The sequence below is a fragment of the Pseudomonas palleroniana genome (assembly GCF_003031675.1).
GTDB classification, from domain to species: Bacteria; Pseudomonadota; Gammaproteobacteria; order Pseudomonadales; family Pseudomonadaceae; genus Aquipseudomonas; species Aquipseudomonas palleroniana.
In genome coordinates, this window is the sequence record NZ_PYWX01000091.1 from 1 (window position 1) to 24,728 (window position 24,728).

At 61.0% G+C, this 24,728-nt stretch carries 19 protein-coding genes; 8 read left to right on the plus strand and 11 right to left on the minus strand.

The features are described 5' to 3' along the window. Window positions 1-91: 91 nt before the first annotated feature. The 4 genes from ccoP to ccoN are packed head-to-tail and all read right to left on the minus strand — an operon-like array spanning window position 92 to window position 3,283. Window positions 92-1,039 (minus strand): cytochrome-c oxidase, cbb3-type subunit III, encoded by a 948-nt coding sequence (gene ccoP / locus C9383_RS27460; RefSeq protein ID WP_090369383.1) that lies wholly within the window; start codon window positions 1,037-1,039, stop codon window positions 92-94. Beyond that, the gene (locus tag C9383_RS27465; protein ID WP_060756150.1) at window positions 1,036-1,236 is read right to left on the minus strand and encodes a cbb3-type cytochrome oxidase subunit 3; all 201 of its coding nucleotides are present in this window, start codon (window positions 1,234-1,236) and stop codon (window positions 1,036-1,038) included. The genes ccoP and C9383_RS27465 overlap by 4 nt, the downstream gene beginning before the upstream one ends. Window positions 1,237-1,239: 3 nt before the next feature. Beyond that, window positions 1,240-1,848: a cytochrome-c oxidase, cbb3-type subunit II gene (gene ccoO, locus C9383_RS27470; protein WP_060756149.1), complete on the minus strand. Its 609-nt coding sequence runs from the start codon at window positions 1,846-1,848 to the stop codon at window positions 1,240-1,242. Between the two features lie 10 nt (window positions 1,849-1,858). Continuing rightward, complete coding sequence (ccoN, locus tag C9383_RS27475; RefSeq protein WP_090369385.1) at window positions 1,859-3,283, minus strand: cytochrome-c oxidase, cbb3-type subunit I; 1,425 nt, start codon at window positions 3,281-3,283, stop codon at window positions 1,859-1,861. A 79-nt stretch (window positions 3,284-3,362) separates the two neighbouring features. Here ccoN and C9383_RS27480 point away from each other — a divergent pair, with 79 nt between their 5' ends. Further along, the gene (locus tag C9383_RS27480) at window positions 3,363-4,052 is read left to right on the plus strand and encodes an alpha/beta family hydrolase (RefSeq protein ID WP_090369387.1); all 690 of its coding nucleotides are present in this window, start codon (window positions 3,363-3,365) and stop codon (window positions 4,050-4,052) included. Between the two features lie 103 nt (window positions 4,053-4,155). Here the strand turns inward: C9383_RS27480 and C9383_RS27485 are convergent, their stop codons facing one another. Both C9383_RS27485 and C9383_RS27490 read right to left on the minus strand, forming a co-directional pair. After that, entirely contained in the window at window positions 4,156-5,721 is a 1,566-nt protein-coding gene (locus tag C9383_RS27485; RefSeq protein WP_060756146.1) for a methyl-accepting chemotaxis protein, read from the minus strand. A gap of 73 nt (window positions 5,722-5,794) precedes the next feature. Then, window positions 5,795-6,586, minus strand: coding sequence for a CPBP family intramembrane glutamic endopeptidase (locus tag C9383_RS27490; protein WP_060756145.1), 792 nt, complete (start codon window positions 6,584-6,586; stop codon window positions 5,795-5,797). Window positions 6,587-7,005: 419 nt separating this feature from the next. On the opposite strand from C9383_RS27490, the gene C9383_RS27495 reads away from it, so the two are divergent. Continuing rightward, window positions 7,006-7,866, plus strand: coding sequence for a DMT family transporter (locus C9383_RS27495; RefSeq protein ID WP_090369389.1), 861 nt, complete (start codon window positions 7,006-7,008; stop codon window positions 7,864-7,866). A 146-nt stretch (window positions 7,867-8,012) separates the two neighbouring features. On the opposite strand, the gene C9383_RS27500 is transcribed toward C9383_RS27495, so the two are convergent. After that, window positions 8,013-8,897 (minus strand): DMT family transporter, encoded by an 885-nt coding sequence (locus C9383_RS27500; RefSeq protein WP_090369391.1) that lies wholly within the window; start codon window positions 8,895-8,897, stop codon window positions 8,013-8,015. Between the two features lie 52 nt (window positions 8,898-8,949). Further along, window positions 8,950-10,575, minus strand: coding sequence for a methyl-accepting chemotaxis protein (locus tag C9383_RS27505; RefSeq protein ID WP_090369394.1), 1,626 nt, complete (start codon window positions 10,573-10,575; stop codon window positions 8,950-8,952). 391 nt (window positions 10,576-10,966) lie between these two features. Here C9383_RS27505 and aceK point away from each other — a divergent pair, with 391 nt between their 5' ends. The 5 genes from aceK to C9383_RS27530 all read left to right on the plus strand — a co-directional run bounded on the left by aceK (window position 10,967) and on the right by C9383_RS27530 (window position 18,934). Then, window positions 10,967-12,676 carry a bifunctional isocitrate dehydrogenase kinase/phosphatase gene (gene aceK / locus C9383_RS27510; protein WP_090369396.1) on the plus strand — a complete coding sequence of 570 codons (1,710 nt, stop codon included), beginning with the start codon at window positions 10,967-10,969 and terminating at the stop codon, window positions 12,674-12,676. Window positions 12,677-12,794: 118 nt separating this feature from the next. Further along, window positions 12,795-16,706 (plus strand): ATP-dependent RNA helicase HrpA, encoded by a 3,912-nt coding sequence (hrpA, locus tag C9383_RS27515; protein ID WP_090372337.1) that lies wholly within the window; start codon window positions 12,795-12,797, stop codon window positions 16,704-16,706. 240 nt (window positions 16,707-16,946) lie between these two features. Then, window positions 16,947-18,068 (plus strand): beta-ketoacyl-ACP synthase III, encoded by a 1,122-nt coding sequence (locus C9383_RS27520; RefSeq protein ID WP_060756140.1) that lies wholly within the window; start codon window positions 16,947-16,949, stop codon window positions 18,066-18,068. Between the two features lie 15 nt (window positions 18,069-18,083). Next, the gene (locus C9383_RS27525; protein WP_060756139.1) at window positions 18,084-18,698 is read left to right on the plus strand and encodes an RNA polymerase sigma factor; all 615 of its coding nucleotides are present in this window, start codon (window positions 18,084-18,086) and stop codon (window positions 18,696-18,698) included. Continuing rightward, complete coding sequence (locus C9383_RS27530) at window positions 18,692-18,934, plus strand: anti-sigma factor family protein (RefSeq protein ID WP_060756138.1); 243 nt, start codon at window positions 18,692-18,694, stop codon at window positions 18,932-18,934. The genes C9383_RS27525 and C9383_RS27530 overlap by 7 nt, the downstream gene beginning before the upstream one ends. Before the next feature lie 105 nt (window positions 18,935-19,039). On the opposite strand, the gene C9383_RS27535 is transcribed toward C9383_RS27530, so the two are convergent. Beyond that, a complete protein-coding gene (locus C9383_RS27535) occupies window positions 19,040-20,362 on the minus strand; it encodes a putative porin (RefSeq protein ID WP_060756137.1) in 1,323 nt (440 codons plus the stop codon). A 284-nt stretch (window positions 20,363-20,646) separates the two neighbouring features. Between C9383_RS27535 and C9383_RS27540 the strand changes: the two genes are divergently transcribed. Then, window positions 20,647-21,771 (plus strand): GNAT family N-acetyltransferase, encoded by a 1,125-nt coding sequence (locus C9383_RS27540; protein ID WP_090369398.1) that lies wholly within the window; start codon window positions 20,647-20,649, stop codon window positions 21,769-21,771. A 235-nt stretch (window positions 21,772-22,006) separates the two neighbouring features. On the opposite strand, the gene aqpZ is transcribed toward C9383_RS27540, so the two are convergent. Together aqpZ and C9383_RS27550 are read right to left on the minus strand one after the other, a co-directional pair. Next, on the minus strand, window positions 22,007-22,711 hold the full coding sequence (aqpZ, locus tag C9383_RS27545; protein WP_090369400.1) for an aquaporin Z: 705 nt from the start codon (window positions 22,709-22,711) through the stop codon (window positions 22,007-22,009). 181 nt (window positions 22,712-22,892) lie between these two features. After that, window positions 22,893-24,725 (minus strand): ABC transporter ATP-binding protein, encoded by a 1,833-nt coding sequence (locus C9383_RS27550; RefSeq protein ID WP_060756132.1) that lies wholly within the window; start codon window positions 24,723-24,725, stop codon window positions 22,893-22,895. Window positions 24,726-24,728: the final 3 nt, after the last annotated feature.

Genomic DNA, 24,728 nt, shown 5'->3' on the forward strand with positions numbered 1-24,728 from the left:
CTAAGGTTTTGGGGCTGCTTCGCAGCCCAGCGGGAGCAAGCTCCCTCGCCACTGGTAAGTTGCCGCCCCGTAGTGGAGCGGCGTTCAGGGGTTATTGCGACTGGCTTTCTGGCATTGCGCCATCAGCGTTATGCGACAGGCTATAAACGTAGGCGGCGAGCAGGTGCACCTTGTCATTACCTTGCAGCACGTCCTGCGCCGGCATCTGGCCTTGGCGGCCGTGGCGGATGGTCTGCTGCAGCTGCGCCAGGCTGGTGCCGTAGATAAACCCGGCAGGCTCGGTCAGGTTCGGCGCGCCCATGGCTTCCATGCCGTGGCCTTGCGGACCGTGGCAGGCCACGCACGTGGTGTTGAACGCCGCTTGGCCTGCGGCCAGGTCGGCAGTGCTGCCGGCCGGCAATGGCAGCTTGGCCAGGTCATGACGCACATAGGCGGCGACGTTTTTTACCCCGTCTTCGCCGAGTATTTCACCCCAGGCTGGCATTGCCGCGTGACGACCGTTCAAGATGGTGGCCTTGATCGCTTCAGGTGAACCGCCCCAGCGCCAGATATTGTCCGCCAGGTTCGGGAAGCCATAGGCGCCCTTGGCATCCGAGCCGTGGCACACCGCGCAGTTGGAGGCGAACAAGCGGCCGCCCATTTTCAGCGCTTGCGGATCTTTCGCGACTTCTTCCACGGGCATGGCTGAGAATTTGGCGAAGATCGGCCCGAACTTGGCGTCGGCCTTGGCCATTTCCTTGTCCCATTCCTTGTTCTGGGTCCAACCGTCTTCATAGCCCGGCAATACGCCTTTCCAGTTGCCCAGGCCCGGGTAGAGGATCAGATAGCCGACGGCGAACACCAGGGTGCCGGCGAACAGCATGAACCACCACTGGGGCAGCGGGTTGTCGTATTCCTCGATGCCATCGAAGGCGTGGCCCATGGTCTGGTCGACACTGCCCTTGGTCTCGCCCTTGCGGGTGCCGATCAATAGCCAGGTCAGGCCGATCAGGCTGCCGAGGGTCAGTACGCAGATCCATGTACTCCAAAAGGTAGTCATGGCCGAGTGCTCCTTGTTACAGGCTCTTCTTGAGCGTCGGATGGAGAGGGTTCATCGGCGAACGGCAGCAGGCGTGCCTGCTCGAATTCCGCATTGCGCCGGTTGTTGAACACCCACAGCGACAGGCCGATAAAGGCGATGGCGACCACCAGCGTGCCGAGGCCGCGGATGGTGCCCGCATCGAATTCAAATCCCATGGCTCACCTCTTGCTCTTGATGGCAGTGCCGAGTACTTGCAGGTACGCAACCAGCGCGTCCATCTCGGTCTTGCCCTTGAGGCTGGCGACGGCGCCACTGATGTCGTCGTCGGTGTACGGCACACCAAGGGTGCGCATCACTTTCAACTTGGTTTCGGTATGGCTGCTGTCCACGGGGGCGGTGACCAGCCACGGGTAGGCCGGCATTTTCGACTCCGGCACCACGTTGCGCGGGTTGTACAAGTGCGCGCGGTGCCAATCGTCCGAGTAGCGTGCGCCGACGCGCGCCAGGTCTGGTCCGGTGCGTTTGGAGCCCCACAGGAACGGGTGGTCCCACACGCTCTCGCCGGCTACCGAGTAGTGACCGTAACGCTCAGTCTCGGCGCGGAACGGGCGGATCATCTGCGAGTGGCACTGTACGCAGCCTTCGCGGATGTAGATGTCGCGGCCTTCCAGTTGCAGCGCGGTGTAGGGCTTCATGCCTTCGACCGGCTTGTTGGTCACGTCCTGGAAGAACAGCGGGACGATCTGGGTCAGGCCGCCGATGCTCACGGCGAACACCATCAACAGCATCAGCAGGCCGACGTTCTTTTCAATCGTTTCGTGTTTCATCACGGACTCCTCAGGCCATCTGCGCAGCAGCGGCGACTTCGACAGGTTGTGCCGAACGCACGGTGCGCCATGTGTTGTAAGCCATCAGCAACATGCCGGTGAGGAACACCGCACCGCCCACCAACCGCACGATGAAGCCCGGATGGCTGGCCACCAGGGTCTCGACGAAGGAGTAGGTCAAGGTGCCGTCTTCGTTGACTGCACGCCACATCAGGCCCTGGGCGATGCCGTTGACCCACATCGAGGCGATGTAGAGCACGGTGCCGATGGTGGCCAGCCAGAAGTGCGCGTTGATCAGGCCGAGGCTATACATCTGCTCGCGGCCGAAGACTTTCGGGATCATGTGGTACAGCGCGCCGATGGAGATCATCGCCACCCAACCGAGGGCGCCGGCGTGTACGTGGCCGATGGTCCAGTCGGTGTAGTGGGAGAGGGCGTTGACGGTCTTGATCGCCATCATCGGGCCTTCGAAGGTCGACATGCCGTAGAACGCCAGGGACACCACGAGGAAGCGCAGGATCGGGTCGCTGCGCAATTTATGCCAGGCGCCCGACAGGGTCATCATGCCGTTGATCATGCCGCCCCAGCTCGGTGCCAGCAGCACCAGGGACATCACCATGCCCAGGGACTGCGCCCAGTCCGGCAGTGCGGTGTAGTGCAGGTGGTGAGGGCCGGCCCAGATGTACAGGGTGATCAGCGCCCAGAAGTGCACGATGGACAAGCGGTAGGAATACACCGGGCGTTCGGCCTGTTTGGGCACGAAGTAGTACATCATGCCGAGGAAGCCCGCCGTCAGGAAAAAGCCGACCGCGTTATGCCCGTACCACCATTGCACCATTGCATCTGTTGCACCGCCGTAGGCCGAGTAGGACTTGGTCCAGCTCACCGGCAGCGAGGCATGGTTGACAATGTGCAGGATGGCCACGGTGATGATGAACGCCCCGAAGAACCAGTTGCCGACGTAGATGTGCTTGGTCTTGCGCTTCATCACCGTGCCGAAGAACACCACACCGTAGGCGACCCAGACGATGGCGATCAAAATGGCGATCGGCCATTCCAGCTCCGCGTATTCCTTGGAGGTGGTGTAGCCCAACGGCAGGCTGATGGCCGCCAGCACAATCACCAGTTGCCAGCCCCAGAAGCAGAATGCGGCGATTTTCGGCGCGAACAGCTGCGTCTGGCAGGTGCGTTGTACCGAGTAAAAAGAGCTGGCGAACAGCGCGCAGCCACCGAAGGCGAAGATCACCGCGTTGGTGTGCAGCGGGCGCAAGCGGCCGAAGCTGGTCCAGGGCAAATCGAAGTTGAGTGCAGGCCAGACCAATTGGGCGGCGAGAAAAACCCCGAGCCCCATGCCGACGATGCCCCACACCACCGTCATAATGGCGAATTGGCGGACCACCTTGTAGTTATAGGCGGTACTTAAAGTAGTGTTCATGGTTCCCCATCCACGGTTCAACCCAAGCCAATACGGCACTTGGGCTGGAGTTATAGGCAGACTAAAAAGCGAGGCAAGCATGGGCAAAGAGCACAAGGCCAGTATTGACGGGGATCAATGGGCGCACTGCGTGCAGGAACGCGGCTGGTTGTGGGATGTCGCGCAAGGGGCGGGCGCGCGTGAGCCTGTGACCCTGATCCTGGCCCACGGTGCCGGTGCGCCGATGGACTCCTCGTTCATGAACGACATGGCTGCACGCCTTGCCGGGCATGGCGTGAACGTGTTGCGCTTTGAATTTCCCTACATGGCCCAGCGCCGGCTGGACGGCGGCAAGCGCCCACCGAACCCGGCCCCGAAACTGCTGCAGGCGTGGCGTGAGGTGTATGTCGAGGTGCGACGTCATGTCGCTGGGAAACTGGCGATTGGCGGCAAGTCCATGGGCGGGCGCATGGCCAGTTTGTTGGCCGATGAATTGGCTGCCGATGGGCTGGTGTGCCTGGGTTATCCGTTCTATGCCGTGGGCAAGCCGCAAAAGCCACGGGTCGAGCACCTGGCCGCGTTGAACACCGCGACGTTGATTGTGCAGGGCGAGCGCGATGCCCTGGGTAATCGGGAGGCAGTCGAAGGGTATGTGTTATCGCCGAGTATCGAGTTGATGTGGCTGGTGGCGGGGGATCATGATTTGAAGCCGTTGAAGGCGTCGGGTTTCAGCCATGAGCAGCATCTGGAGGCTGCGGCGGTGCAGGTGGCTGAGTTTCTCGGTACCTGATAGGGCCCAATCGGGGGCAAGCCCCCTCCCACTGGACTGTCGTCACACATGGCAATCTGTGAACCCGATCCAATGTGGGAGGGGGCTTGCCCCCGATCGCGATCTACCGGTTGAAACGCTCTACCAGCGAGTACTGGGTATTGGCGGTATGCGTCAGCTCTTCACTCAATTGCGCCGAGTTCAGTGCCTGTTCCGAGGTCTGGTCCGCCAACAGCGCAATGGTGCTGATGTTGCGGCTGATCTCTTCGGCGACCGAGCTTTGCTCCTCGGTGGCGGCGGCGATCTGGGTAGTCATGTCGGTGATATGGGCGACCGCTTCGCTGATGCCCACCAACGCCTGATCCGCTTCCATCACCCGCGCCACGCCCTCTTCGGCCTGGCGATGCCCGGCGTCCATGGTTTGTACTGCGGCGCTGGCGGTTTGCTGCAGCTTGGCGATCAACGTGTGGATCTGCCCGGTGGACTCAGCCGTACGTTGCGCCAACTGGCGTACTTCGTCGGCCACTACCGCAAAACCACGCCCCATTTCGCCGGCGCGGGCCGCTTCGATCGCGGCGTTGAGTGCCAGCAGGTTGGTCTGGTCGGCGATGCCTTTGATCACATCGACCACGCCGCCGATTTCATCGCTGTCCTTGGCCAGTTGGGTGACGGTTACACCGGTTTCACCCACGGCAACGGACAGGCGCTGAATCGCCTCGCGGGTTTCCCCGGCGATGTCGCGGCCACGACCGGTCAGGCGATTGGCTTCCTGGGTGGCGTCGGCGGTGCGTTGTACATGGCTGGCCACTTCCTGGGTCGTCGCCGCCATCTGGTTGACGGCGGTCGCCACCTGTTCGGTTTCCACGCGCTGGCGTTCCAGGCCACTGGAGCTGTTATGCGCCAGGGTGTTGGACTGTGCGGCCTGGTCGTTGAGGTGTTCGGCCGTGTCCTGCAAGCGCGTAAGGCAAGTCTTCAGGCGTGCCTCCTGGCTGAGGATCGACATCTCCAGGCGCGCCTGTGAGCCGCGGCTGTCGGTGTACATCTGCGCGATCAACGGGTCGGAAGTGGTCTGCTCGGCCAGGCGCATCAGGCGCTTGAGGCCGCGCTGTTGCCAGCTCAGGCCCAGCAGGCCGAGTGGCACCGACAACCCCGCCGCGAGGGCAAAGCCCCAGTGGGAGTTGAGTGACGCACCGATCATGAAGCTCAACTGGCTCACCAGGATAAACGGCAGCCAGTCCTGCAGCACCGGCAGCCACTTGTCACGCTGGGGAATCGCCGACTTGCCCTGGTTGATGCGTTGATAGAGCGCTTCGGCCCGGCGGATCTGCTCGGCGGTGGGTTTGACGCGCACCGATTCGTAGCCGACCACCTGGTTGCCCTCGAAGACGGGCGTCACATAGGCGTTAACCCAGTAGTGATCGCCGGTCTTGCAGCGGTTCTTGACAATGCCCATCCATGGCAAGCCTTGTTTGAGCGTTGACCACATATGCCCGAACACCGCTGCCGGCACATCCGGGTGACGCACCAGGTTGTGCGGAGCACGGAGCAGTTCGTCGCGGGAGAACCCACTGATTTCGACGAAAGCGTCGTTGCAGTAGGTGATGACCCCTTTGGCATCTGTGGTGGAGATCAACCGTTGCTGAGCGGGGAAGGTACGTTCGCGCTGTGTAACGGGTTGGTTATTACGCATGATTGTTCAATCCGCAAGGCTTTCAGGGGTTATCGGTCGCGGCAGGCTTTTATTTAACTTAATTTTGTAACAATCAGCCGGCCAGCATCGGGTAGGTAAACAACCCGAAGTGAAGCAGATTCAAGCCAAAATGCGTGGCGATTGCGGCGCCCAAGCCACCAAAGCGATAAGCCAGGCCATACCCGGCACCCGCAATGGTCGCCAGCAGCACCCACTGCCAGCCTGCGCCCAGGTGCACCAGGCCGAACAGGAGCGAGGCCAGCAGCAGCGCGAGGTTTTCGCCATAGGGCAGGTGCTTCAAGCGTTGGCTCAAACCGCCCTGGATGTAGCCCCGGAACAGCGCCTCTTCCACCAGGGTCACCAGCAGCAGATTGTTGAGTACCCACAGCCAGGCCTGTTCAGGCCATTTCGGTGCCCAGCTGACGATGCCCAGCAACGCCGCTCCCCCCAGCGCGGCAACCGCTGTCAGCACCAGCGCCAGGGCGGCGACACAGATCGACAGGCGCAGCGAACGGCGTGCCACGATCCACGGGCAGGCCAGCAGTAGCCAGAAACCGATCAAGGGTTTGTCCTGATTCAGGTACATCGAGAAAGGCACTGCATCGGCGGTGAAGCGCTGCGGGGCAATGCCGCGCCCATTGTAGAAACCCGGCAGCCAATGCATGGCCAGGCCCAGGGCCAACACGATGAACAGACCGTGGCCGAGGTAGCGCGCCCAAGGGGTGCGTTGCTGGCGTACGGCGTACCCGGCGATCAGCAGCAGGGCCACCGAGACGACCGCCAGCAGGCCCAATTGCCCGTAGGTCAAGGCCAGTACGTAGCCGATGGAAAGAAGCGCCAGGTACAGCCAGGGCAGAGTGATCATGGGACATCCTTGGAAAAAACTGGGCGGCATTATAACGGCCGCAAGTACAGCCAGGCATGAAAACTCCTCCACGCAATAGTTGCGATCAGGTGATTGCAAAATGTGTTTGCGGCTGGTTATAGTCGGTGCGTCTTTATCCCTTCAAAAAGATCAGCACATGCCAGCTTCCCCACGCACAGCGGTAGTCGATTCAGCGGTCAACGCTGTGGTCGTGCCGTGCGGGAACCAACAGCTTGTGCAGTTCGGTCATTACCCCCCACCTGTCAGCAGCACGCCGGTGTACGCAGTCGTATCACCGCCGGGTGTTGGCATCGCGGGCTGATCAGCTGATCGCTGTTCCCCTCTGCCCGCCTGAAAAAAACCATTGAACTTCAGCCTTTGCTGAGTCGGCTTTTTTTGCCTGATTACAGGTGGTAAACATGTCTGTTCTTTCGAAACAATCCGTGGCCGCGGCGGCCTCGACGAGCCTGTTTGTGCTGCTGTGGAGCAGCGGGGCGATTTTCTCCAAGTTGGGCCTGGCCCATTCATCGCCCTTCGCTTTTCTGTTGATCCGTTTTGCTATCGCCCTGGTCGGGCTGGTGCTGCTGATACCGCTCTTCAAACTGAAACTGCCGCGTCCCGGCAAGCCGCTGTGGTATGCGGTGGCAACCGGGCTGGTGTTGTTGGGCGCGTACCAGATTTTCTATCTGCTGGCCCTGGACCTCAAAGTCACCCCGGGGGTGATGGCAACCATCATGGGGGTGCAACCGATCCTCACCGTGGTGCTGATGGAACGTCAGCGTTCATTGCGCCGGATGTTCGGCCTGGGCCTCGGGTTGGCGGGGCTGATCATGGTGGTCTATCAAGGCATCGGCTTGTCCGGCATGTCCCTGGCGGGGATGCTGTTCGGGCTGCTGGCGCTGGCGAGCATGACCTTGGGCTCGATCATGCAAAAGCGCATCACCGACAACCCTTTGGGCACGCTGCCGGTGCAATACCTGGCGGGCTTGTTGTTGTGCGCGGTGTTTGTACCGTTCCAGCCATTCCACTATGAACACAGCGCCGGCTTTTACCTGCCGGTGCTGTGGATGGGGCTGGTGGTGTCGTTGTTGGCGACGCTGTTGCTGTATCGCCTGATCGCCCGGGGCAACCTGGTGAACGTCACCAGCCTGTTCTATCTGGTGCCGGCGGTGACGGCGGTCATGGACTACCTGATCTTCGGCAATAAGCTCGCAGTGTTGAGCCTGTCAGGCATGGGCTTGATCATCATCGGCCTGGTCTTCGTCTTCCGTAAAAACTGACGCATGTAGTGAGCGGGCTTGCCCCGCGCTGGGTGGCGCAGCCGCCCTAAACCGGCCACCGCGTTCTTCCAGGAAGAGCTCAGGCGCCTGGTTTTGGGGCGGCTGCGCCACCCAGCGCGGGGCAAGCCCGCTCACTACAGAGGTGTTCAAGGTTTTTTCGGGCGCAGTACCAGCCACAACGCCCCGGCGATCAATATTCCACCATACAGATGCGCCATCGACAGCGGCTCATCCAGCAACAATGCCCCCCACAAAACCCCGAACGGCGGAATCATGAAGGTCACGGTCATCGACTTCACCGGCCCAATGGACGACAGCAGGCGGAAGTACAGGATGTAGGCGAACGCCGTACACACCAACCCCAACCCGAGCAGCGACAACCACACCTGCCAACCACCCCAACTGGCCGGCGGATGGCTGATTGCGCTGTAGGCGAACAGGGGCAGGAGAAACAGCGTAGCCCCCAGCATGCTGCCCAATGCGGCGAGCCGGCTGTCCAACCCGCCACGCTGATCCAGCCAGCGCCGCGCCAGGAAACCGGCAAAACCATAGCAAGTCGTCGCCAGCAGGCAGGCCAGCGCGCCCATCAACAATTGCAGGTCAAACGCCACCGGCCCGGCGCGCGTCAGCACGCCCACGCCCAGCAGACCCAGGCTGACACCGGCGATTTTTGCCGATGTCAGCCGTTCGCTGAAGAACAGCCCGCCGATCAGCACGCCCATCAGCGGCGTGGTGGCATTGAAGATCGCCGAGTAGCCCGCCGGCAAGACCTGGGCCGCCACCGAGTACATCGTCGCGGGAATTCCCGAGTTGATCACACCCAGCAGCAGCACGGTTTTGAACTTGCCCTGGAAGTCCCAGTTGACGCGCATGATCGTCAGGATCACCAGCAAGCCGGCGGCGGCGATCGACACGCGAAAGAACGCGGTCGGCACGGTGCCGATTTCCGGCGCGATGATGCGCATGAACAGGAAGCTGGCCCCCCAGATGGCAGCCAGCCCCAACAGGTACAAGGTGTCGAGGGGTCTCACGGAACACTCCTACATCAATAAGGCGGCGAGTGTTGCATGACCCGGTGACGGATTACAGGACAAACCGCGTGACCAGACCATTGAGGTCCACGGCCAGGCGAGACAGCTCATGGCTGGCCGCCGAGGTCTGGGTGGCACCGGCGGCGGTCTGGGTGGACAGGTCGCGAATGTTGACCAGGCTGCGGTCCACATCGCGGGCAACCAGCGCCTGCTGCTCGGCGGCACTGGCGATCACCAGGTTGCGCTGGCTGATCTGTGAAATGGCGGCGGTGATTTTCTCCAGCGCGCTGCCGGCACTGTTGGCTCGCTGCAAGGTCTGGCCCGCGTGTTCGGCGCTGCTGTTGAGGGCGTCGACGGTGTTCTGAGTGCCTTGCTGGATGCCGTTGATCATCTGTTCGATTTCTTCGGTGGAGTCCTGGGTGCGCTGCGCCAGGGAGCGTACTTCATCGGCCACCACGGCGAACCCGCGCCCGGCCTCACCGGCACGCGCCGCTTCGATGGCGGCATTGAGCGCCAGCAGGTTGGTCTGCGCGGCGATACCGCGGATGACTTCCAGCACCTTGCTGATGTCTTGAGCCTGTACCGCGAGGCCCTCGGCTTTGGTCGAGGCACCGAGCACTTCGTCGACCAGGTTCTGGATCGAGCTGATGGTTTCGCTGATCTGGTAATGACCGTGCTTGCTGTCTTCGTCCGACGCCTTGGAGGCCTCGGCACTGGACACCGCATTGCCGGCCACTTCGTCCACGGCAGTGCTCATTTCAGTGACGGCGGTGGCGGCCTGTTCGATCTCGTCGTTCTGCGCCTGCAGGCCACGCGTGCTCTGTTCCATCACCGAGCTCATTTCTTCGGCCGCCGAGGCCAGTTGTTGCGCCGATTCACTGATGCCACGGATAGTGCCCTGCAACTGCGCCTGCATGGTGGCCAGGGCCGCCAGCAGTTGAGCGGGCTCGTCCTTGCCGCTGACGCTGATCGGTTGGCTCAAGTTGCCGCCGGCGATGCTGCGTGCCACGGTCAGCGCCTGGGCGAGCGGGGCGGTAATGCTACGGGTCAGCAGCCACGCCAGCAGCAGGGTGGCGATCAATGCGCACAGGATGATCAGGCCGACAATCCACTGCGCGCTGAAATAGGTCTGCGCGGAGGCGTTCACTGCGGTTTCCACGCCGTTCTGGTTGAAGGTGATCATGTCCTCCAGGCTCTTGCCGAGGATCAGGCCCTGTGGTGCGAGACGACTGTTGAGCAGGTCAATGGCATCCTGTTGCTGATCCTTGTCGACCAGGGCGACGATCTGTGCGACGAGCGTCAGATAAGTATTTACGTTGTCTTCGAGCTGCTGGAGCATGCCGCGCTCTTCGTCGTCGCTGAGCAGGGCCTTGTGATGGTCCAGCAGGGTTTGCAGCTCGGCGCGCTGGCGCGTGATCAGGGCTTTGCTGTTGTCGCGGATGCGTGATTCGTCGGTGGTCGCCAGGCGCAGGGCCTCCAGGCGAATACTGGCCACCAGGGCCGCGCTGTCGTGAATGTTCTCGATGCTGGGCATCCACGACGCTTCGATGACCTGCGCGCTTTGTCGCAACTTGGCCATCTGGCCCAGGCCGAACATCCCGACAATCACCAGCAAGCCGGCCAGCACCCCAAAACTCAGACTGGCACGTAGACCGATCCGCATATTCCTCAATGACATCTCAACGCTCCTTGGGTGATTAGTACCTGTTCCCGGATCGGTCTTCTGACCTTGTTAGGGTGGGAGAAGGGGGCGCTGTATATCAAAGTGCCATCAATGTAGTAATCAGGGTTTCCCTTACGCTGTATCACCACCCTTGCCGAGACTTTCATCTGCGAAGCCGGGTTGTTTTTGCAGCGCACAAACCTCAGGCACCGCCGTTGCTGGCTCACAGCGCGGAGGGCGCGGCTGCGCCAAGTGCATTTATTGACTGCTTGGTCGAGTTATAAAAATTGAAAATAAATGTACAAAACCACTAAGGCTGTACAGCGAGGCTGGAAAAATCATCCTTCTCCTGCCACGGTTCACTGGCTAAGCTCAGGTTTCCCTGACGCCGCTTGAGGTTTTCCGCATGTCGCAGCACGCCCTCGCAATTGCCCGGATGATCCTGGATGGCTTCGACGATTACCGTGAGCACTTCCGCCGTATCACCGATGGTGCCCGCGAGCGTTTCGAAAAGGCTCAATGGCAGCAAGGCCAGGCGGCGTCGGCGGCGCGTATCAACCTGTATGAAGAGAAAGTCGGCGAAGTCACTGCACGCCTGCGGGCCGGTTTCCCGGCGGCGGTGCTGCTGGAGGTCGATCAGTGGCCCTTGGTCAAGAGCGCGTATATCGGCCTGATCGACCTGCGCTTCGATGATGAGCTGTCGGAGACCTGGTACAACTCGATCTTCTGCGGCCTGTTCAGCCATGACCTGATCAGCGACGGCTGCATGTTCATTCACACCACGCGGCCGAGCCTGCGCCGGGCGCGTGCGGCGCAAACGCGGTTGTACACGCCGGATGGCAAGGTGGCCGAGATGCTGGCGCAGATCTTTGCCGACTACAGCTTCAGCGAACCTTACGCCGACCTGCCCGCCGACCTGCGCCGCCTGGAAGCCCAACTGCGGGAAAACCTGCCGGACTGGGTGTGCAAAGACCCGGACCTGGCCGTCGAGCTGTTTTCCTCGGTGCTCTACCGCAATAAAGGCGCTTATCTGGTCGGGCGTCTCTACACGCACGACGAGCAGTGGCCGCTGGTGATTCCATTGCTGCACCGCGAAGGGCGCGGTATTCAGATCGACGCGCTGATCACCGACGAGGCCGAAGTCTCGATCATCTTCTCGTTCACCCGTTCCTACTTCATGGTTGATGTGCCGGTGCCCGCCGAGTTCATCGGCTTTCTCAAACGCATCCTGCCCGGCAAACATATCGCCGAGCTGTACACGTCGATAGGCTTCTACAAACACGGCAAGTCGGAGTTCTATCGTGCGCTGATCAACCATCTGGCCAGCACCGACGACCGCTTCATCATGGCCCCCGGCGTGCGCGGCATGGTCATGAGTGTATTTACCCTGCCGGGCTTCAACACCGTGTTCAAGATTATCAAGGACCGTTTTTCGCCCTCGAAAAACGTCAACCGCGCCACGGTGATCGAGAAGTACCGCCTGGTCAAAAGCGTCGACCGGGTAGGGCGCATGGCCGATACCCAGGAGTTTGCCGACTTCCGGTTCCCCCTGAGCAAGTTCGAGCCCGACTGCCTGGCCGAGCTGCTGGAAGTCGCGGCCGGCACTGTCGAAGTGGAAGGCGACACGGTGCTCATCCGCCACTGCTGGACCGAGCGACGCATGACCCCGCTTAACCTCTACCTCGACAACGCCAACCCGGCGCAGGTGCGTGAAGCCCTGGAAGACTACGGCCTGGCGATCAAACAACTGGCGGCGGCGAATATCTTTCCCGGCGACATGCTGCTGAAGAACTTCGGCGTCACCCGCCACGGTCGCGTGGTGTTCTACGACTACGATGAAATCTGTTTTCTTACCGAAGCCAACTTCCGCCACATCCCGCCGCCGCGCACCCCCGAGGATGAAATGGCCTCGGAGCCCTGGTATTCCATCGGCCCGCTGGATGTCTTCCCCGAAGAGTTTCCGCCGTTCCTGTTTGCCGACGCCGCCCAGCGCAAGCTGTTCGATGAGTTGCACGGCGAGCTGTACAACGCCGATTACTGGAAGGGGCTGCAGGAAGCGATTCGCGCCGGCAAGGTGATTGATGTATTCCCTTATAAGAGAAAAGAGCAGCCATAAGCTGCAAGCGGCAAGTAAAAGCAGTTCTTTCCTGACTTGCCGCTTGAAGCTTGCCGCTCGCGGCTGCTTTTCTGCGACAATCCGCCCCCTGCATAAATAGATGACCCAAACGCACCTGATGACTGACCAAGCACCCACGATCGATCAACTGCTCAAGACCCTCGACCACGCCATGCTCGCCGACCGCCACCGCTTGCGGCGGCAGTTGCTTGAATTGCGCAAGAAGCCTGACGAGGAAAAGCTGGCGCAGTGGGTGGCGCGGATGCAGGCGTCCTGTGCCCAGGTCACGGCGCGGCGGGCCAGCCTGCCGGTGATTCGCTACGACGACAGCCTGCCGATTGCCGCCAAGCGCGATGAGATCAAAGCTGCACTGAACAAGCATCAGGTGCTGATCATTGCCGGTGAAACCGGCTCGGGTAAAACCACCCAGCTACCGAAGATCTGCCTGGAAATCGGTCGTGGCCAATTCGGCCTGATCGGTCATACCCAGCCGCGTCGCATCGCCGCGCGCAGCGTGGCCACCCGCGTCGCCGAAGAGTTGGGCACGCCATTGGGGGCATTAGTCGGCTATCAGGTGCGCTTTGAAGACCAGAGCGATTCCAACACCCTGATCAAACTGATGACCGACGGCATCCTGCTGGCGGAAACCCAGAACGACCGCTACCTCGAACGCTACGACACGATCATCGTCGATGAAGCCCACGAGCGCAGCCTGAACATCGACTTCCTGCTCGGTTACCTGAAAACCCTGCTGCCGCGCCGCCCCGACCTCAAGGTGATCATCACCTCGGCGACCATCGACCTGGAGCGCTTTTCCAAGCACTTCGACGATGCGCCGATTGTCGAGGTTTCGGGCCGTACCTTCCCGGTGGAAACCTGGTATCGCCCGCTGACCCTGGAACAGGACGAGGAGGGCAACCGTGTCGAGGATGACTTGACCGTCGACCAGGCGATCCTCGCCACCCTCGATGAAATCGCCGCCTATGAACGCAGCGAGCGGCGCAGCCCAGGCGACGTCCTGGTGTTCCTGCCGGGTGAACGCGAGATTCGCGATGCCGCCGAGATGCTGCGCAAGGCCCAGCTCAAGCACACCGAAATCCTGCCGTTGTATGCGCGCCTGTCACCGGCCGAGCAGCAGCGGATTTTCCAGTCGCACCCAGGGCGGCGCGTGGTGCTGGCGACCAACGTTGCGGAAACCTCGCTGACGGTGCCGGGCATTCGTTATGTGATCGACAGCGGCACTGCGCGCATCAGCCGTTACAGCTACCGCGCCAAGGTGCAGCGCCTGCCGATCGAAGCGGTTTCCCAAGCCAGCGCCAACCAGCGTAAAGGCCGTTGCGGCCGGGTCGAACCGGGCATTTGCGTACGCTTGTACAGCGAAGAAGACTTTATGGGGCGTCCGGAATTTACCGACCCGGAAATCCTGCGCACGAACCTCGCCGCCGTGATCCTGCAGATGCTGCACCTGCGCCTGGGCGAGATCACCGACTTCCCGTTTATCGAACCGCCGGACGGCAAAGCCATCAGCGACGGTTTCAATCTGCTGCAAGAGCTTTCGGCGGTGGACCGCAACAGCCAGCTCACGCCGTTGGGCCGCCAGTTGGCGCGTTTGCCGGTGGACCCACGCATGGGGCGCATGCTGCTTGAAGCCGCCAAGCTTGGCAGCTTGCAGGAAGTGCTGATCGTCGCCAGCGCAATGTCGATCCAGGACCCGCGCGAACGCCCGCCGGAGCGCCAACAGGCGGCCGACCAGGCCCACGCACAGTGGAAGGATGCCGATTCCGACTTCGCCGGCTTGGTCAATCTGTGGCGCGGCTTCGAAGAGCAGCGCCAGGCGCTGACCGCCAGCCCGCTACGCAACTGGTGTCGCAAGAACTTCCTCAATTACCTGCGCCTGCGTGAATGGCGCGATTCCCATCGCCAGTTGAGCCTGATCTGCCGCGACATGCAGCTGGCTATCAACCAGGCCCCGGCGGACTACCCGAAGCTGCACAAGGCGGTGCTGTCCGGCCTGCTCAGCCAGATTGGCCAGAAGACCGAAGACGGCGACTACCTCGGTGCGCGTCAGCGGCGTTTCTGGATTCACCCGTCCTCGGGCATCGGCAAAAAGCGCCCGCAATGGTTGATGACCGCCGAACTGGTGGAAACCACCAAGCTATATGCACGCATGGTGGCGAAGATCGACGCCGACTGGATCGAGCCGCTGGCCGGGCATTTGATCAAGAAAAACCACTTTGAGCCGCATTGGGAGAAGAAGCGTGGCCAGGTAGTGGCATTTGAGCAGATCACCCTGTTCGGGTTGATCGTGGTCGGACGTCGGCCGGTGCATTACGGGCCGATCGACCCCGTGGTGTCGCGCGAGCTGTTTATCCGCGAAGGCCTGGTGCGTGGGGAAATCCAGTCCCGTGCCAAGTGCCTGGCGGCCAACCAGCAGTTGCTGGAGCAGCTTGACGAACTGGAAGCCAAGGCCCGCCGCCGCGATATCCTGGCCGATGAAGAAACCCTCTACGCCTTCTATGACGCACGCCTGCCGGCGGAGATCCACCAGACCGCGACCTTCGACAGCTGGTACAAGGTCAACAGCCAGAAAAACCCGCAACTGCTGATCATGCGCGAAGAAGACGTGCTGGCACGCGAAGCCAGTGAAGTCACCGCCGCGCATTACCCGGATACCCTGCACCTGGGCGACCTGGCCCTGACGTTGAGTTACCACTTCGAGCCCAACCACCCGCGTGACGGTGTGACCCTGCGCGTGCCGGCACCGCTGCTGCCGGCCCTGCCGCCGGAGCGTCTGGAGTGGCTGGTGCCGGGGCTGATCGAAGCCAAATGCATTGCCCTGGTGCGTAATTTGCCCAAGGCGCTGCGCAAGAACTTCGTGCCGGTGCCGGATTTCGTCAAGGCGGCGCTGCAGCGCATCGAATTTGGCCAGGGTTCATTGCCCCAGGCGCTGGGGCACGAATTGCTGCGCATGACCGGCGCACGGGTCAGCGATGAGGCTTGGGCGGAGGCGGCTCAGCAGGTGGAAAACCACTTGAAGATGAACCTCGAAGTGGTCGATGGCCAGGGCAAGTTCCTGGGTGAAGGCCGCGATCTGGCGGAGTTGACCGCACGCTTTGCACAAGCCAGCCAAGCCGCTTTGGCCGTGCCGCAAACTGCAAAAAGCCAGCAACCGGTGCAGGCCAAGGTGTTTGCGGCGGTGGCCGAGAAAACCCAGCAAAACATCGCCGGCCTGTCGATGACCGTTTACCCGGCGCTGGTGGAGGACAATGGCACCGTCAAGGAAGGGCGTTTCTCCACCGCTGCCGAGGCCGAGTTCCAGCACCGCCGTGCTTTGCAGCGCCTGCTGATGCAGCAATTGGCGGAACCGGCGAAATTCCTGCGCGCAAAATTACCCGGGCTGACCGAGCTGGGTTTGATGTACCGCGAATTGGGGCGCGTTGACGCGTTGGTGGAAGACATTCTGCTGGCCAGCCTCGATACCTGCGTGCTGGAAGGTGAAGCCAGCCTGCCCCGTGATGGCGCGGGTTTGGCCGCCTTGGCCGAGCGCAAGCGCGGCCATTGGACCGAACATGCCGAACGCCTGGCGCGCCTGACCCTGGAAGTGCTCAAACTCTGGCACGGTTTGCAGAAGCGCTTCAAAGGCAAGATCGACCTGGCCCAGGCCGTGGCGTTGAACGATATCAAGCAGCAACTGAGCCAACTGGTGTACCCCGGTTTTGTGCGGGAAACCCCAGCGCAGTGGTTCAAGGAATTGCCGCGTTTTCTCAAGGCCATCGAGTTGCGCCTGGAGAAATTGCCGAGCCAGGTACAAAAGGACCGGGTGTGGAGCGGCGAGTTGGCAGGCTTGTGGACCCAGTACGAAAACCGCCTGAAAAAACACGCCCAGGAAGGTAAGCGCGACCCGCAACTGGAGCTTTATCGTTGGTGGTTGGAAGAGTACAGGGTGTCGTTGTTTGCCCAGCAGTTGGGCACTAAAGTGCCAATTTCCGACAAGCGCCTGAGCAAGCAGTGGAGCCAGGTGGAGCCCTGATTCTGACGTGGGTCGGGCTGGCTCACTTGCACATTAAAACGGTGCTTATCTGGGACGTGGCGCCAAATCCCGGCATTTGTGGCAAACTTCGCCGCTATAAATGCCGGGATCGTCGCACAGAGCTGCGGCGCGATGGAATAAAGCGTTGCCAGTTTGATGTCCGCCGCGCGGAATCGGACTACTTACAGTTTGGTACGACGGTACCAATATCTTCTGCCTGACAGATTTAGAGGAACGACCGTGCATAACGTCGTCATCAGCGGCACTGGCCTGTACACCCCGGCCAACAGCATCTCCAACGAAGAGCTGGTGCAGTCTTTCAATGCCTACGTGCAACAGTTCAACAGCGACAATGCCGCTGCTATCGAGCGCGGTGAAGTGCAGGCGTTGACCGAGTCCAGCGCGGCGTTCATTGAAAAGGCGTCGGGCATCAAGAGCCGCTTCGTGATGGACAAGGAGGGCATCCTTGATCCGCAGCGCATGGCCCCGCGCCTGCCCGAGCGCAGCAATGACGAGTGGTCGGTGCTCTGCCAGATGGCGGTCGGCGCCGCCGAGCAGGCCCTCAAGCGTGCAGGCAAGACTGCCGCCGACATCGACGGTGTGATCGTTGCCTGTTCCAATCTGCAGCGTGCCTACCCGGCCATCGCTATCGAAGTCCAGAGCGCACTGGGCATCGAAGGTTTCGGTTTCGACATGAACGTGGCGTGTTCCTCGGCCACCTTCGGCATCCAGAACGCCGCCAACAGCATTCAGTTGGGCCAGGCGCGGGCGATCCTGATGGTCAACCCGGAAGTGTGCACCGGCCACCTGAACTTCCGTGACCGTGACAGCCACTTCATTTTTGGTGATGCGGCCACTGCCGTCGTGCTTGAGCGCGCTGACCTTGCGACCTCCGAGCATCAGTTCGAGGTGGTGAGCACCAAGCTGTTGACCCAGTTCTCCAATAATATTCGCAACAACTTCGGCTTTCTCAACCGCGCGGCGGAAGAGGGCATCGGCGCGCCCGACAAGCTTTTCGTGCAGGAAGGTCGCAAGGTGTTCCGCGATGTCTGCCCGATGGTTGCCGAATTGATCAGCACCCACCTGGCGCAGAACCAGTTGAATGTCACCGACGTGAAGCGCTTCTGGCTGCATCAGGCCAACCTGAGCATGAACCACCTGATCGTGAAGAAACTGTTGGGCCGCGAAGCCACGGTGGAAGAGGCTCCGGTCATTCTCGATACCTACGCCAACACCAGTTCGGCGGGTTCGGTGATTGCGTTCCATACTTACCAGGACGACCTGCCCAAGGGCTCCGTGGCGGTGCTCAGCTCGTTTGGCGCTGGGTATTCCATCGGCAGCGTGATCCTGCGCAAACGATAAACATCGAGGTCTTGAATGGCGGCAGCGGACGACGCGCACCTGCTTGAACGACTGCTCAAGGGCGAGCAGCGGGCCTACAAGGACATGGTCACCACCTACCAGAGCGCGATGCGGGCGGTGGCCTATGCCATCGTCGGCCAGCGCCACGCCGACGAAGTGGTGCAGGACGCCTGGTTGTCGGTGGTGCGCAACCTGGCCAAGTTCGAAGGGCGCTCCAGCCTCAAGACCTGGTTGCTGACCATCACCGCCAACGCTGCCAAAGGCCGTTATAAACAGAATCGTCGTGAAGTCTTGCTCGACGATTTGCCTTCGCCCCATGGCACCATCGGGGATGACCGCTTCGTACCCGACGACGGCCACTGGGCCGTCGCCCCCTACGCCTGGCATCAGGACACCCCGGAAGCCTTGCTGACCGAGGACGAGCTGCGTGAATGCCTGGAGCATACGATTCTGAGTCTGTCGGAGTTACAAAGTAGCGTGCTGGTGCTGCGTGAACGCCAGGGCCTGGAATTGGAAGAAATCTGTAATCTTCTGACGCTCTCGCTCTCCAATGTCCGTGTGCTGTTGCATCGAGCGCGGCTTAAAGTCTTCGCCACGGTGGAGCATTTTGAGGAAACGGGCGAATGTTGACGTGTAAAGAACAAGTGGCGCGGTCCAGTGACTACCTCGATGGGCAATTGACCTTTCGCGAGCGTTTGCTGGTGCGTCATCACCTGATGTTCTGCCCCAACTGCCGGCGATTTATCCGTCAGATGCGCTTGTTGCAGGCGACGTTGAAGATCATGCCGCAAGCCCCGGTCAAGGATGCCGATGCGTTGGCTGAGCGACTGGCTGCCGAGCGGCGCCAGATCATTAAAGGCGGGTAAAGACAGGCTTGCGTAGGGAGTCGAACGGATGAGGGGCGACCCACCCACGCAAGGCTGTTGAAACCACCTCGGGCCGTCCTGGCCCAAGGCTTGTTACACACACATTTAGAACTTGGCTTCAGCATCCAACTGCAGGGTGTTGGTGTTGGCATCACGCTGGGTGCGGCTGGCGTAGTCGGCCTTGGTCAGGAAATACGTAGCGCCGAGGGCGAAGTTCTTGTCGATGTCGTAGCTGACCTTGAACTTGTGACCGCGTGAACCGGTGGTGCCGTTGGCGAAGTCCGAGTCGGTGAAAGCGCCAACGACCGCGTCACGTTGGGTATCGCGGTAGTTGTAGTCCAGGTTGAAACCGAACACTTTGGATTTGGCACCCAGCAACCAGGCGGTGTCCTGATCGGTCACGGCATCGTTGTTTTTCACGTACTGACCATAAAACGCCAGAGGCACGGCCAGGCCGCCGATATCGGCTTGGGCAAAGCCTTCGTACAGGCGGAACTGGTTGTCGGGCGAATTGCCGTTGACCGCCAGTGCGCAAGGCGTGGTGGTTGTGGTGCAGCGGCTGTCTTTATCGTTCTGGTAGGCGTAAACGCTGCCGCCCAGGGTCATTTTCAGGTTGTCGGTGACCGAGAAGCGCGTGCCCAGCTGGCCGGATGTCAGGCGCAGGTCGTGGCGGAACTGCACGCCGTCGCCGTCAACGTTGTCCTTGAGGTTGTAGTTGCCGATGCTGCCGAACAGTTCGGCGCTGCTACCCAGTGGGTACTTGTAGGTCAGGGCCAGACCTTCCGGGTTGATGTCGCTATCCCAGATCACGTCGCCCATGTTCACCCAGGGTTGGAGCATCTTGCCGCCGATCACGTGCAAGTTCTTGATCTGGTCCGGGTGGTAGTCGATGTAGCCGAGGTCCAGCCAGATCGACTTCTTGTCGAAGTAGTTGTCCTGGTCCTGGTTGGTGGAGCGGGCATCGTCGTTGCTGCCGGTGGCGATTCGGATGCCGGTGTCCACTTGCGAGTTGATTTCGGTGTAGGCGCCCAGGCGTGCGCGAATACGTTGGCGGTCTTTGTCACGGCCGCCGTTGTTGGATTCGCCTTGGATCTTCACGGTTTCCTGACGGAAACGCACGTCACCCTTGAGTTGGGTGCGCGCGGCCCAGGCCAGCTTCTGGTCGAAAACGCTGAGGTCGTTGGTTTTTTTCGCGGTGGCCGCGATCTGCTCGTTGGTCTCTTGTTGAGCTTGCTGTGCGATCTGCTTTTCTTTCTGGTCTTTGGCCAATTCCGCTTGCAGTTCAGTGTACTGCGCTGCAGTGATCTGGCCGTTGGCCTTGAGCATGTCGAGCAATTTAGCGTCGACTGCAGCGCTGGCTGGAATGCTCAGGGCCATCAGCAGGCCGCCGCACAGGACCGCCGCAGTTTTAGTGGAAGCAAGACGCATATCAATCTCCGAAAGTGAGGAGGGATGGCAAACCATCCAGGACACAACCGACCGATGACGGACGGAAAATAGCCGCCTTATAGAACCAGGCGCTCTAAAAAACAGGCGTCAGTATTGCGATCGTTTATGACGAGGTAGTGGCGAAGTGATTTCATCTGCATGACAAATTATTTAAGAATGGAACTAATTGTTTCGAGGTTTGTCCTTGCGGTTTCGAGGTGTGCCCCGCGCTGTGATAGGCGATACTCGCCAGGCTTTTACGCCCAACACCCGCGAGGACGCCGATGCCGCTGCAACGTCTGGACAGCTTGTCCGAAATTGCCCCAAATGCCTGGGACGCCTTGGTGCCGCATGCTCAGCCCTTCGTGCGGCATGCATTTCTAAGTGCGTTGGAGGACAGCGCCAGCCTGGGCGCGCAGTCGGGTTGGCAGCCTGAGCACTTGCTGCATTGGGAAGGTGATCGCTTGGTGGCGGCCTTGCCCAGTTACCGCAAATGGCACTCCTACGGCGAGTACGTATTCGATCATGGCTGGGCGGACGCCTGTGAGCGTGCCGGTATCGACTATTACCCCAAGCTGTTGACGGCGGTGCCGTTCAGCCCGGTGAGCGGGCCAAGGTTGTTGGCAGCGAATGCCGAGGACGGTTTTGAATTGCTTAAAAGCCTGCCGGGCTACCTCGAAGTTGAAGGGCTTTCCAGTGCGCACATCAACTTCACCGACCCACTGGCCGACAGCGCACTGGCCCGGCAAGAGGGCTGGTTGCAGCGCCTGGGCTGTCAGTTCCATTGGCAGAACCGGGGTTATCGCGACTTTCAGGACTTCCTCGATGCCCTCAGTTCGCGCAAGCGCAAACAGATGCGAAAAGAGCGTGAGCAAGTGGCGGGGCAGGGGATCGATTTCGAATGGCTGCAAGGCCATGAACTGAGCGAGGCCCAATGGGACTTTGTCTACGCCTGCTACGCCAATACCTACGCCGTGCGCCGCCAATCCCCCTATTTGACCCGCGCCTTTTTCAGCCTGCTGGCCGAGCGCATGCCCGAGGCGATCCGCGTGGTGTTGGCCAGGCAAGGGGCGCGTCCGGTGGCCATGGCTTTCAGCTTGATCGGTGGCGATAGCTTCTATGGTCGCTATTGGGGTTGCCTGGCGGAGTTCGATCGTCTGCATTTCGAGACATGTTTCTACCAGGGCATGGACTACGCGATCGCCAACGGCTTGCAGCGTTTCGACGCCGGTGCCCAGGGCGAGCACAAGTTGATACGCGGGTTCGAACCGGTGATAACCCGTTCATGGCACTACCTGCGCCATCCGGGTTTGAAGCACGCCGTGGAGGATTTCCTGGCGCGTGAGCGGGTGGGAGTGCTGGCGTATGCCGAAGAGGCGAGGGCAGCCCTGCCTTATCGGCAGGTATAAGGTGCCTCATGTCTCACAAGCTGAACAGGAGCGCCGAAGTCTGTAGTGAGCGGGCTTGCCCCGCGCTGGGTGGCGAAGCCGCCCCAATACGACCGTCGCGTTGTGTCAGGTAGAACACGGTGGCAGGTTTCAGGGCGGCTGCGCCACCCAGCGCGGGGCAAGCCCGCTCACTACAAGTCCTGATCATCCTTAACGAAAAACCCTGCCTTTAACGGCAGGGTTGAACTCGTTTAGGTTAGACCGTCTCTTCTTTGCCCAGCCAGCGATAAACCACACCGCCGACGATTGCACCGAGGATCGGCGCGAGCCAGAACATCCACAGCTGCTGGATCGCCCACCCGCCGACAATCAATGCCGGGCCGGTACTGCGGGCCGGGTTGACCGAGGTGTTGGTGACGGGGATCGAGATCAGGTGGATCAGGGTCAAGGCCAGGCCAATGGCTATGGGTGCCAGGCCCGCAGGGGCACGGCGGTCGGTGGCGCCGAGGATGATCAGCACAAACATCGCCGTCATCACCAGTTCGGTGACAAAGCCTGCCGCCATCGAGTATCCACCGGGTGAGTGCTCGCCATAACCATTGGAAGCCAGGCCGCCGGCCAGTTCAAAACCCGGTTTGCCACTGGCAATGAAGTACAGCAGTGCCGCGGCGACGATGCCGCCGATGACTTGGGCCACGATGTACGCCGGTAATTCCCTGGCCGGAAACCTTCCGCCCACGACCAACCCCACCGATACTGCCGGGTTGAGGTGACAACCGCTGATATGACCGATAGCAAAGGCCATGGTCAGCACCGTGAGCCCGAATGCCAGGGCCACACCGAGCAGACCGATCCCGACGTTGGGGAACGCTGCGGCCAACACCGCACTCCCGCAGCCACCCAGTACCAGCCAAAACGTGCCCAATCCTTCCGTAACGGAACGTTTCAACAAAGTAGACATGAACACTTCCTTAGTAGATTGCTCTATCTAGTTAACGGGTAGGTGATGCTCCTTGCAGTGTTACGTCAGGGCCATCCTGGTTCCTGCTTGTAGTACAGCAGGATTGTGGCCCATCACCCGTTCGATAGAGAAAACTGTCAGAATTGTTCGGATTTGGTGGCGCAGCCATGACCCGTCGGGGTCAGTCGATGCCTACAAAACCCCCTGTCTGGTGCTGCCACAAACGTGCATACAATCCGCCATGGGCCAGCAATTGGGCATGGCTGCCACTTTCGGCAATCCGGCCTTTCTCCAGCACCACCAACCTGTCCATTCGCGCAATAGTCGACAGCCGGTGCGCAATCGCAATTACCGTCTTGCCTTGCATCAGGGTTTCCAGGCTTTCCTGAATCGCCGCCTCGACTTCCGAGTCCAGTGCCGAAGTCGCTTCATCCATGATCAGAATCGGCGCGTCTTTAAGCAGCACGCGAGCAATCGCAATGCGTTGACGCTGCCCGCCGGACAGCTTCACGCCGCGTTCCCCCACATGCGCGTCCAGCCCGGTGCGGCCTTCGGCATCCGACAGCAATGGGATGAACTCATCGGCGCGGGCCTTGTGCACGGCGGCCCAGAGCTCTTCATCGGTAGCATCCGGCTTGCCATAGAGCAGGTTGTCGCGGATCGAGCGGTGCAGCAGCGAGGTGTCCTGGGTGATCATGCCGATCTGTTCGCGCAGGGTCTCCTGGGCCACCTCGGCTATGTTCTGGCCATCGATCAGGATGCGCCCGCCTTGCAGGTCGTAAAGGCGCAGCAGCAAGTTGACCAGGGTCGACTTGCCGGCGCCCGAGGGGCCGATCAGGCCGATTTTTTCCCCGGCCTGGATGTTCAGGTCCAGGCCGCCAATGATCCCGCTCTTTTTGCCGTAGTGAAAATCCACCTGCTCAAAGCGCACTTCACCACGGGGCACGCTCAGGCGTGGAGCGTTGTCGCGGTCGGTCACCGCCAGCGGTTGGGCGATGGTTTTCAGGCCGTCCTGCACCATGCCGATGTTTTCGAAAATGCCATTGACCACCCACATGATCCAGCCGGACATGTTGACGATGCGAATCACCAGGCCGGTCGCCAACGCAATTGCACCCACGGAAATCAGCGACTGGGTCCACAACCACAGGGCCAGGCCGGTGGTGGTAACGATCAACAGGCCGTTCATGGTGGTGATCACCACGTCCATGCTGGTCACCACGCGGCTGGCCAGCTGGGTCTTTTCGGTCTGCTCGATGATCGCTTCCTTGGCGTATTCCTGTTCGAAATGGGTGTGCGCAAACAGCTTCAAGGTGGTGATGTTGGTGTAGCCGTCGACGATACGGCCCATCAGTTTGGAGCGCGCCTCGGAGGAAATCACCGAGCGTTCCTTCACCCGCGGCACGAAATAGCGCAGCGCCAGGCTGTAGCAGACGATCCAGGTCACGAGCGGGATCATCAGGCGCCAATCAGCCTCGGCAAACAGCACCAGGGAACTGATGGCGTAGATCGCTACGTGCCAGATCGCATCCACCGCCGCCACGGCGGAGTCGCGCAGGGAGTTGCCGGTTTGCATGATGCGCTGGGCAATGCGGCCCGCGAAGTCGTTCTGGAAGAAGTTCAAGCTCTGCTTGAGCACGTAGCTGTGGTTCTGCCAACGGATCAGGCTGGTCATGCCCGGGCTGATGGTCTGGTGTACCAGCAGGTCATGCAAGGCGCCGAAAATCGGGCGCAGCAGCAGCGCGACCACGGCCATCCAGATCAGCTCGGCGCTGTGAATCTGGAAGAAGTCGGCGGGCGGGGTGCCTTGGGCCAGGTCGATGATGCGGCTCAGGTAGCTGAACAGCGCGACTTCAATCAGCGCACCGATCAGGCCCACCACCAGCAAGGCGACGAAATGCGGCCACACCTGGCGCAGGTAGTAGAGGTAGAAGGGCAGGACTTTATCGGGAGGGGCCGCGCTGGGTGCGTCGCGGAAGATATCGATCAGTTGTTCAAAGCGACGATAGAGCATTAA

Bases quoted from the DNA above. Each gene is read 5' to 3' on its own strand.
- ccoP (WP_090369383.1), bottom strand. From the start codon at position 1,039: ATGACTACCTTTTGGAGTACATGGATCTGCGTACTGACCCTCGGCAGC.
- C9383_RS27465 (WP_060756150.1), bottom strand. From the start codon at position 1,236: ATGGGATTTGAATTCGATGCGGGCACCATCCGCGGCCTCGGCACGCTG.
- ccoO (WP_060756149.1), bottom strand. From the start codon at position 1,848: ATGAAACACGAAACGATTGAAAAGAACGTCGGCCTGCTGATGCTGTTG.
- ccoN (WP_090369385.1), bottom strand. From the start codon at position 3,283: ATGAACACTACTTTAAGTACCGCCTATAACTACAAGGTGGTCCGCCAA.
- C9383_RS27480 (WP_090369387.1), top strand. From the start codon at position 3,363: ATGGGCAAAGAGCACAAGGCCAGTATTGACGGGGATCAATGGGCGCAC.
- C9383_RS27485 (WP_060756146.1), bottom strand. From the start codon at position 5,721: ATGCGTAATAACCAACCCGTTACACAGCGCGAACGTACCTTCCCCGCT.
- C9383_RS27490 (WP_060756145.1), bottom strand. From the start codon at position 6,586: ATGATCACTCTGCCCTGGCTGTACCTGGCGCTTCTTTCCATCGGCTAC.
- C9383_RS27495 (WP_090369389.1), top strand. From the start codon at position 7,006: ATGTCTGTTCTTTCGAAACAATCCGTGGCCGCGGCGGCCTCGACGAGC.
- C9383_RS27505 (WP_090369394.1), bottom strand. From the start codon at position 10,575: ATGTCATTGAGGAATATGCGGATCGGTCTACGTGCCAGTCTGAGTTTT.
- aceK (WP_090369396.1), top strand. From the start codon at position 10,967: ATGTCGCAGCACGCCCTCGCAATTGCCCGGATGATCCTGGATGGCTTC.
- hrpA (WP_090372337.1), top strand. From the start codon at position 12,795: ATGACTGACCAAGCACCCACGATCGATCAACTGCTCAAGACCCTCGAC.
- C9383_RS27525 (WP_060756139.1), top strand. From the start codon at position 18,084: ATGGCGGCAGCGGACGACGCGCACCTGCTTGAACGACTGCTCAAGGGC.
- C9383_RS27530 (WP_060756138.1), top strand. From the start codon at position 18,692: ATGTTGACGTGTAAAGAACAAGTGGCGCGGTCCAGTGACTACCTCGAT.
- C9383_RS27535 (WP_060756137.1), bottom strand. From the start codon at position 20,362: ATGCGTCTTGCTTCCACTAAAACTGCGGCGGTCCTGTGCGGCGGCCTG.
- C9383_RS27540 (WP_090369398.1), top strand. From the start codon at position 20,647: ATGCCGCTGCAACGTCTGGACAGCTTGTCCGAAATTGCCCCAAATGCC.
- aqpZ (WP_090369400.1), bottom strand. From the start codon at position 22,711: ATGTCTACTTTGTTGAAACGTTCCGTTACGGAAGGATTGGGCACGTTT.
- C9383_RS27550 (WP_060756132.1), bottom strand. From the start codon at position 24,725: ATGCTCTATCGTCGCTTTGAACAACTGATCGATATCTTCCGCGACGCA.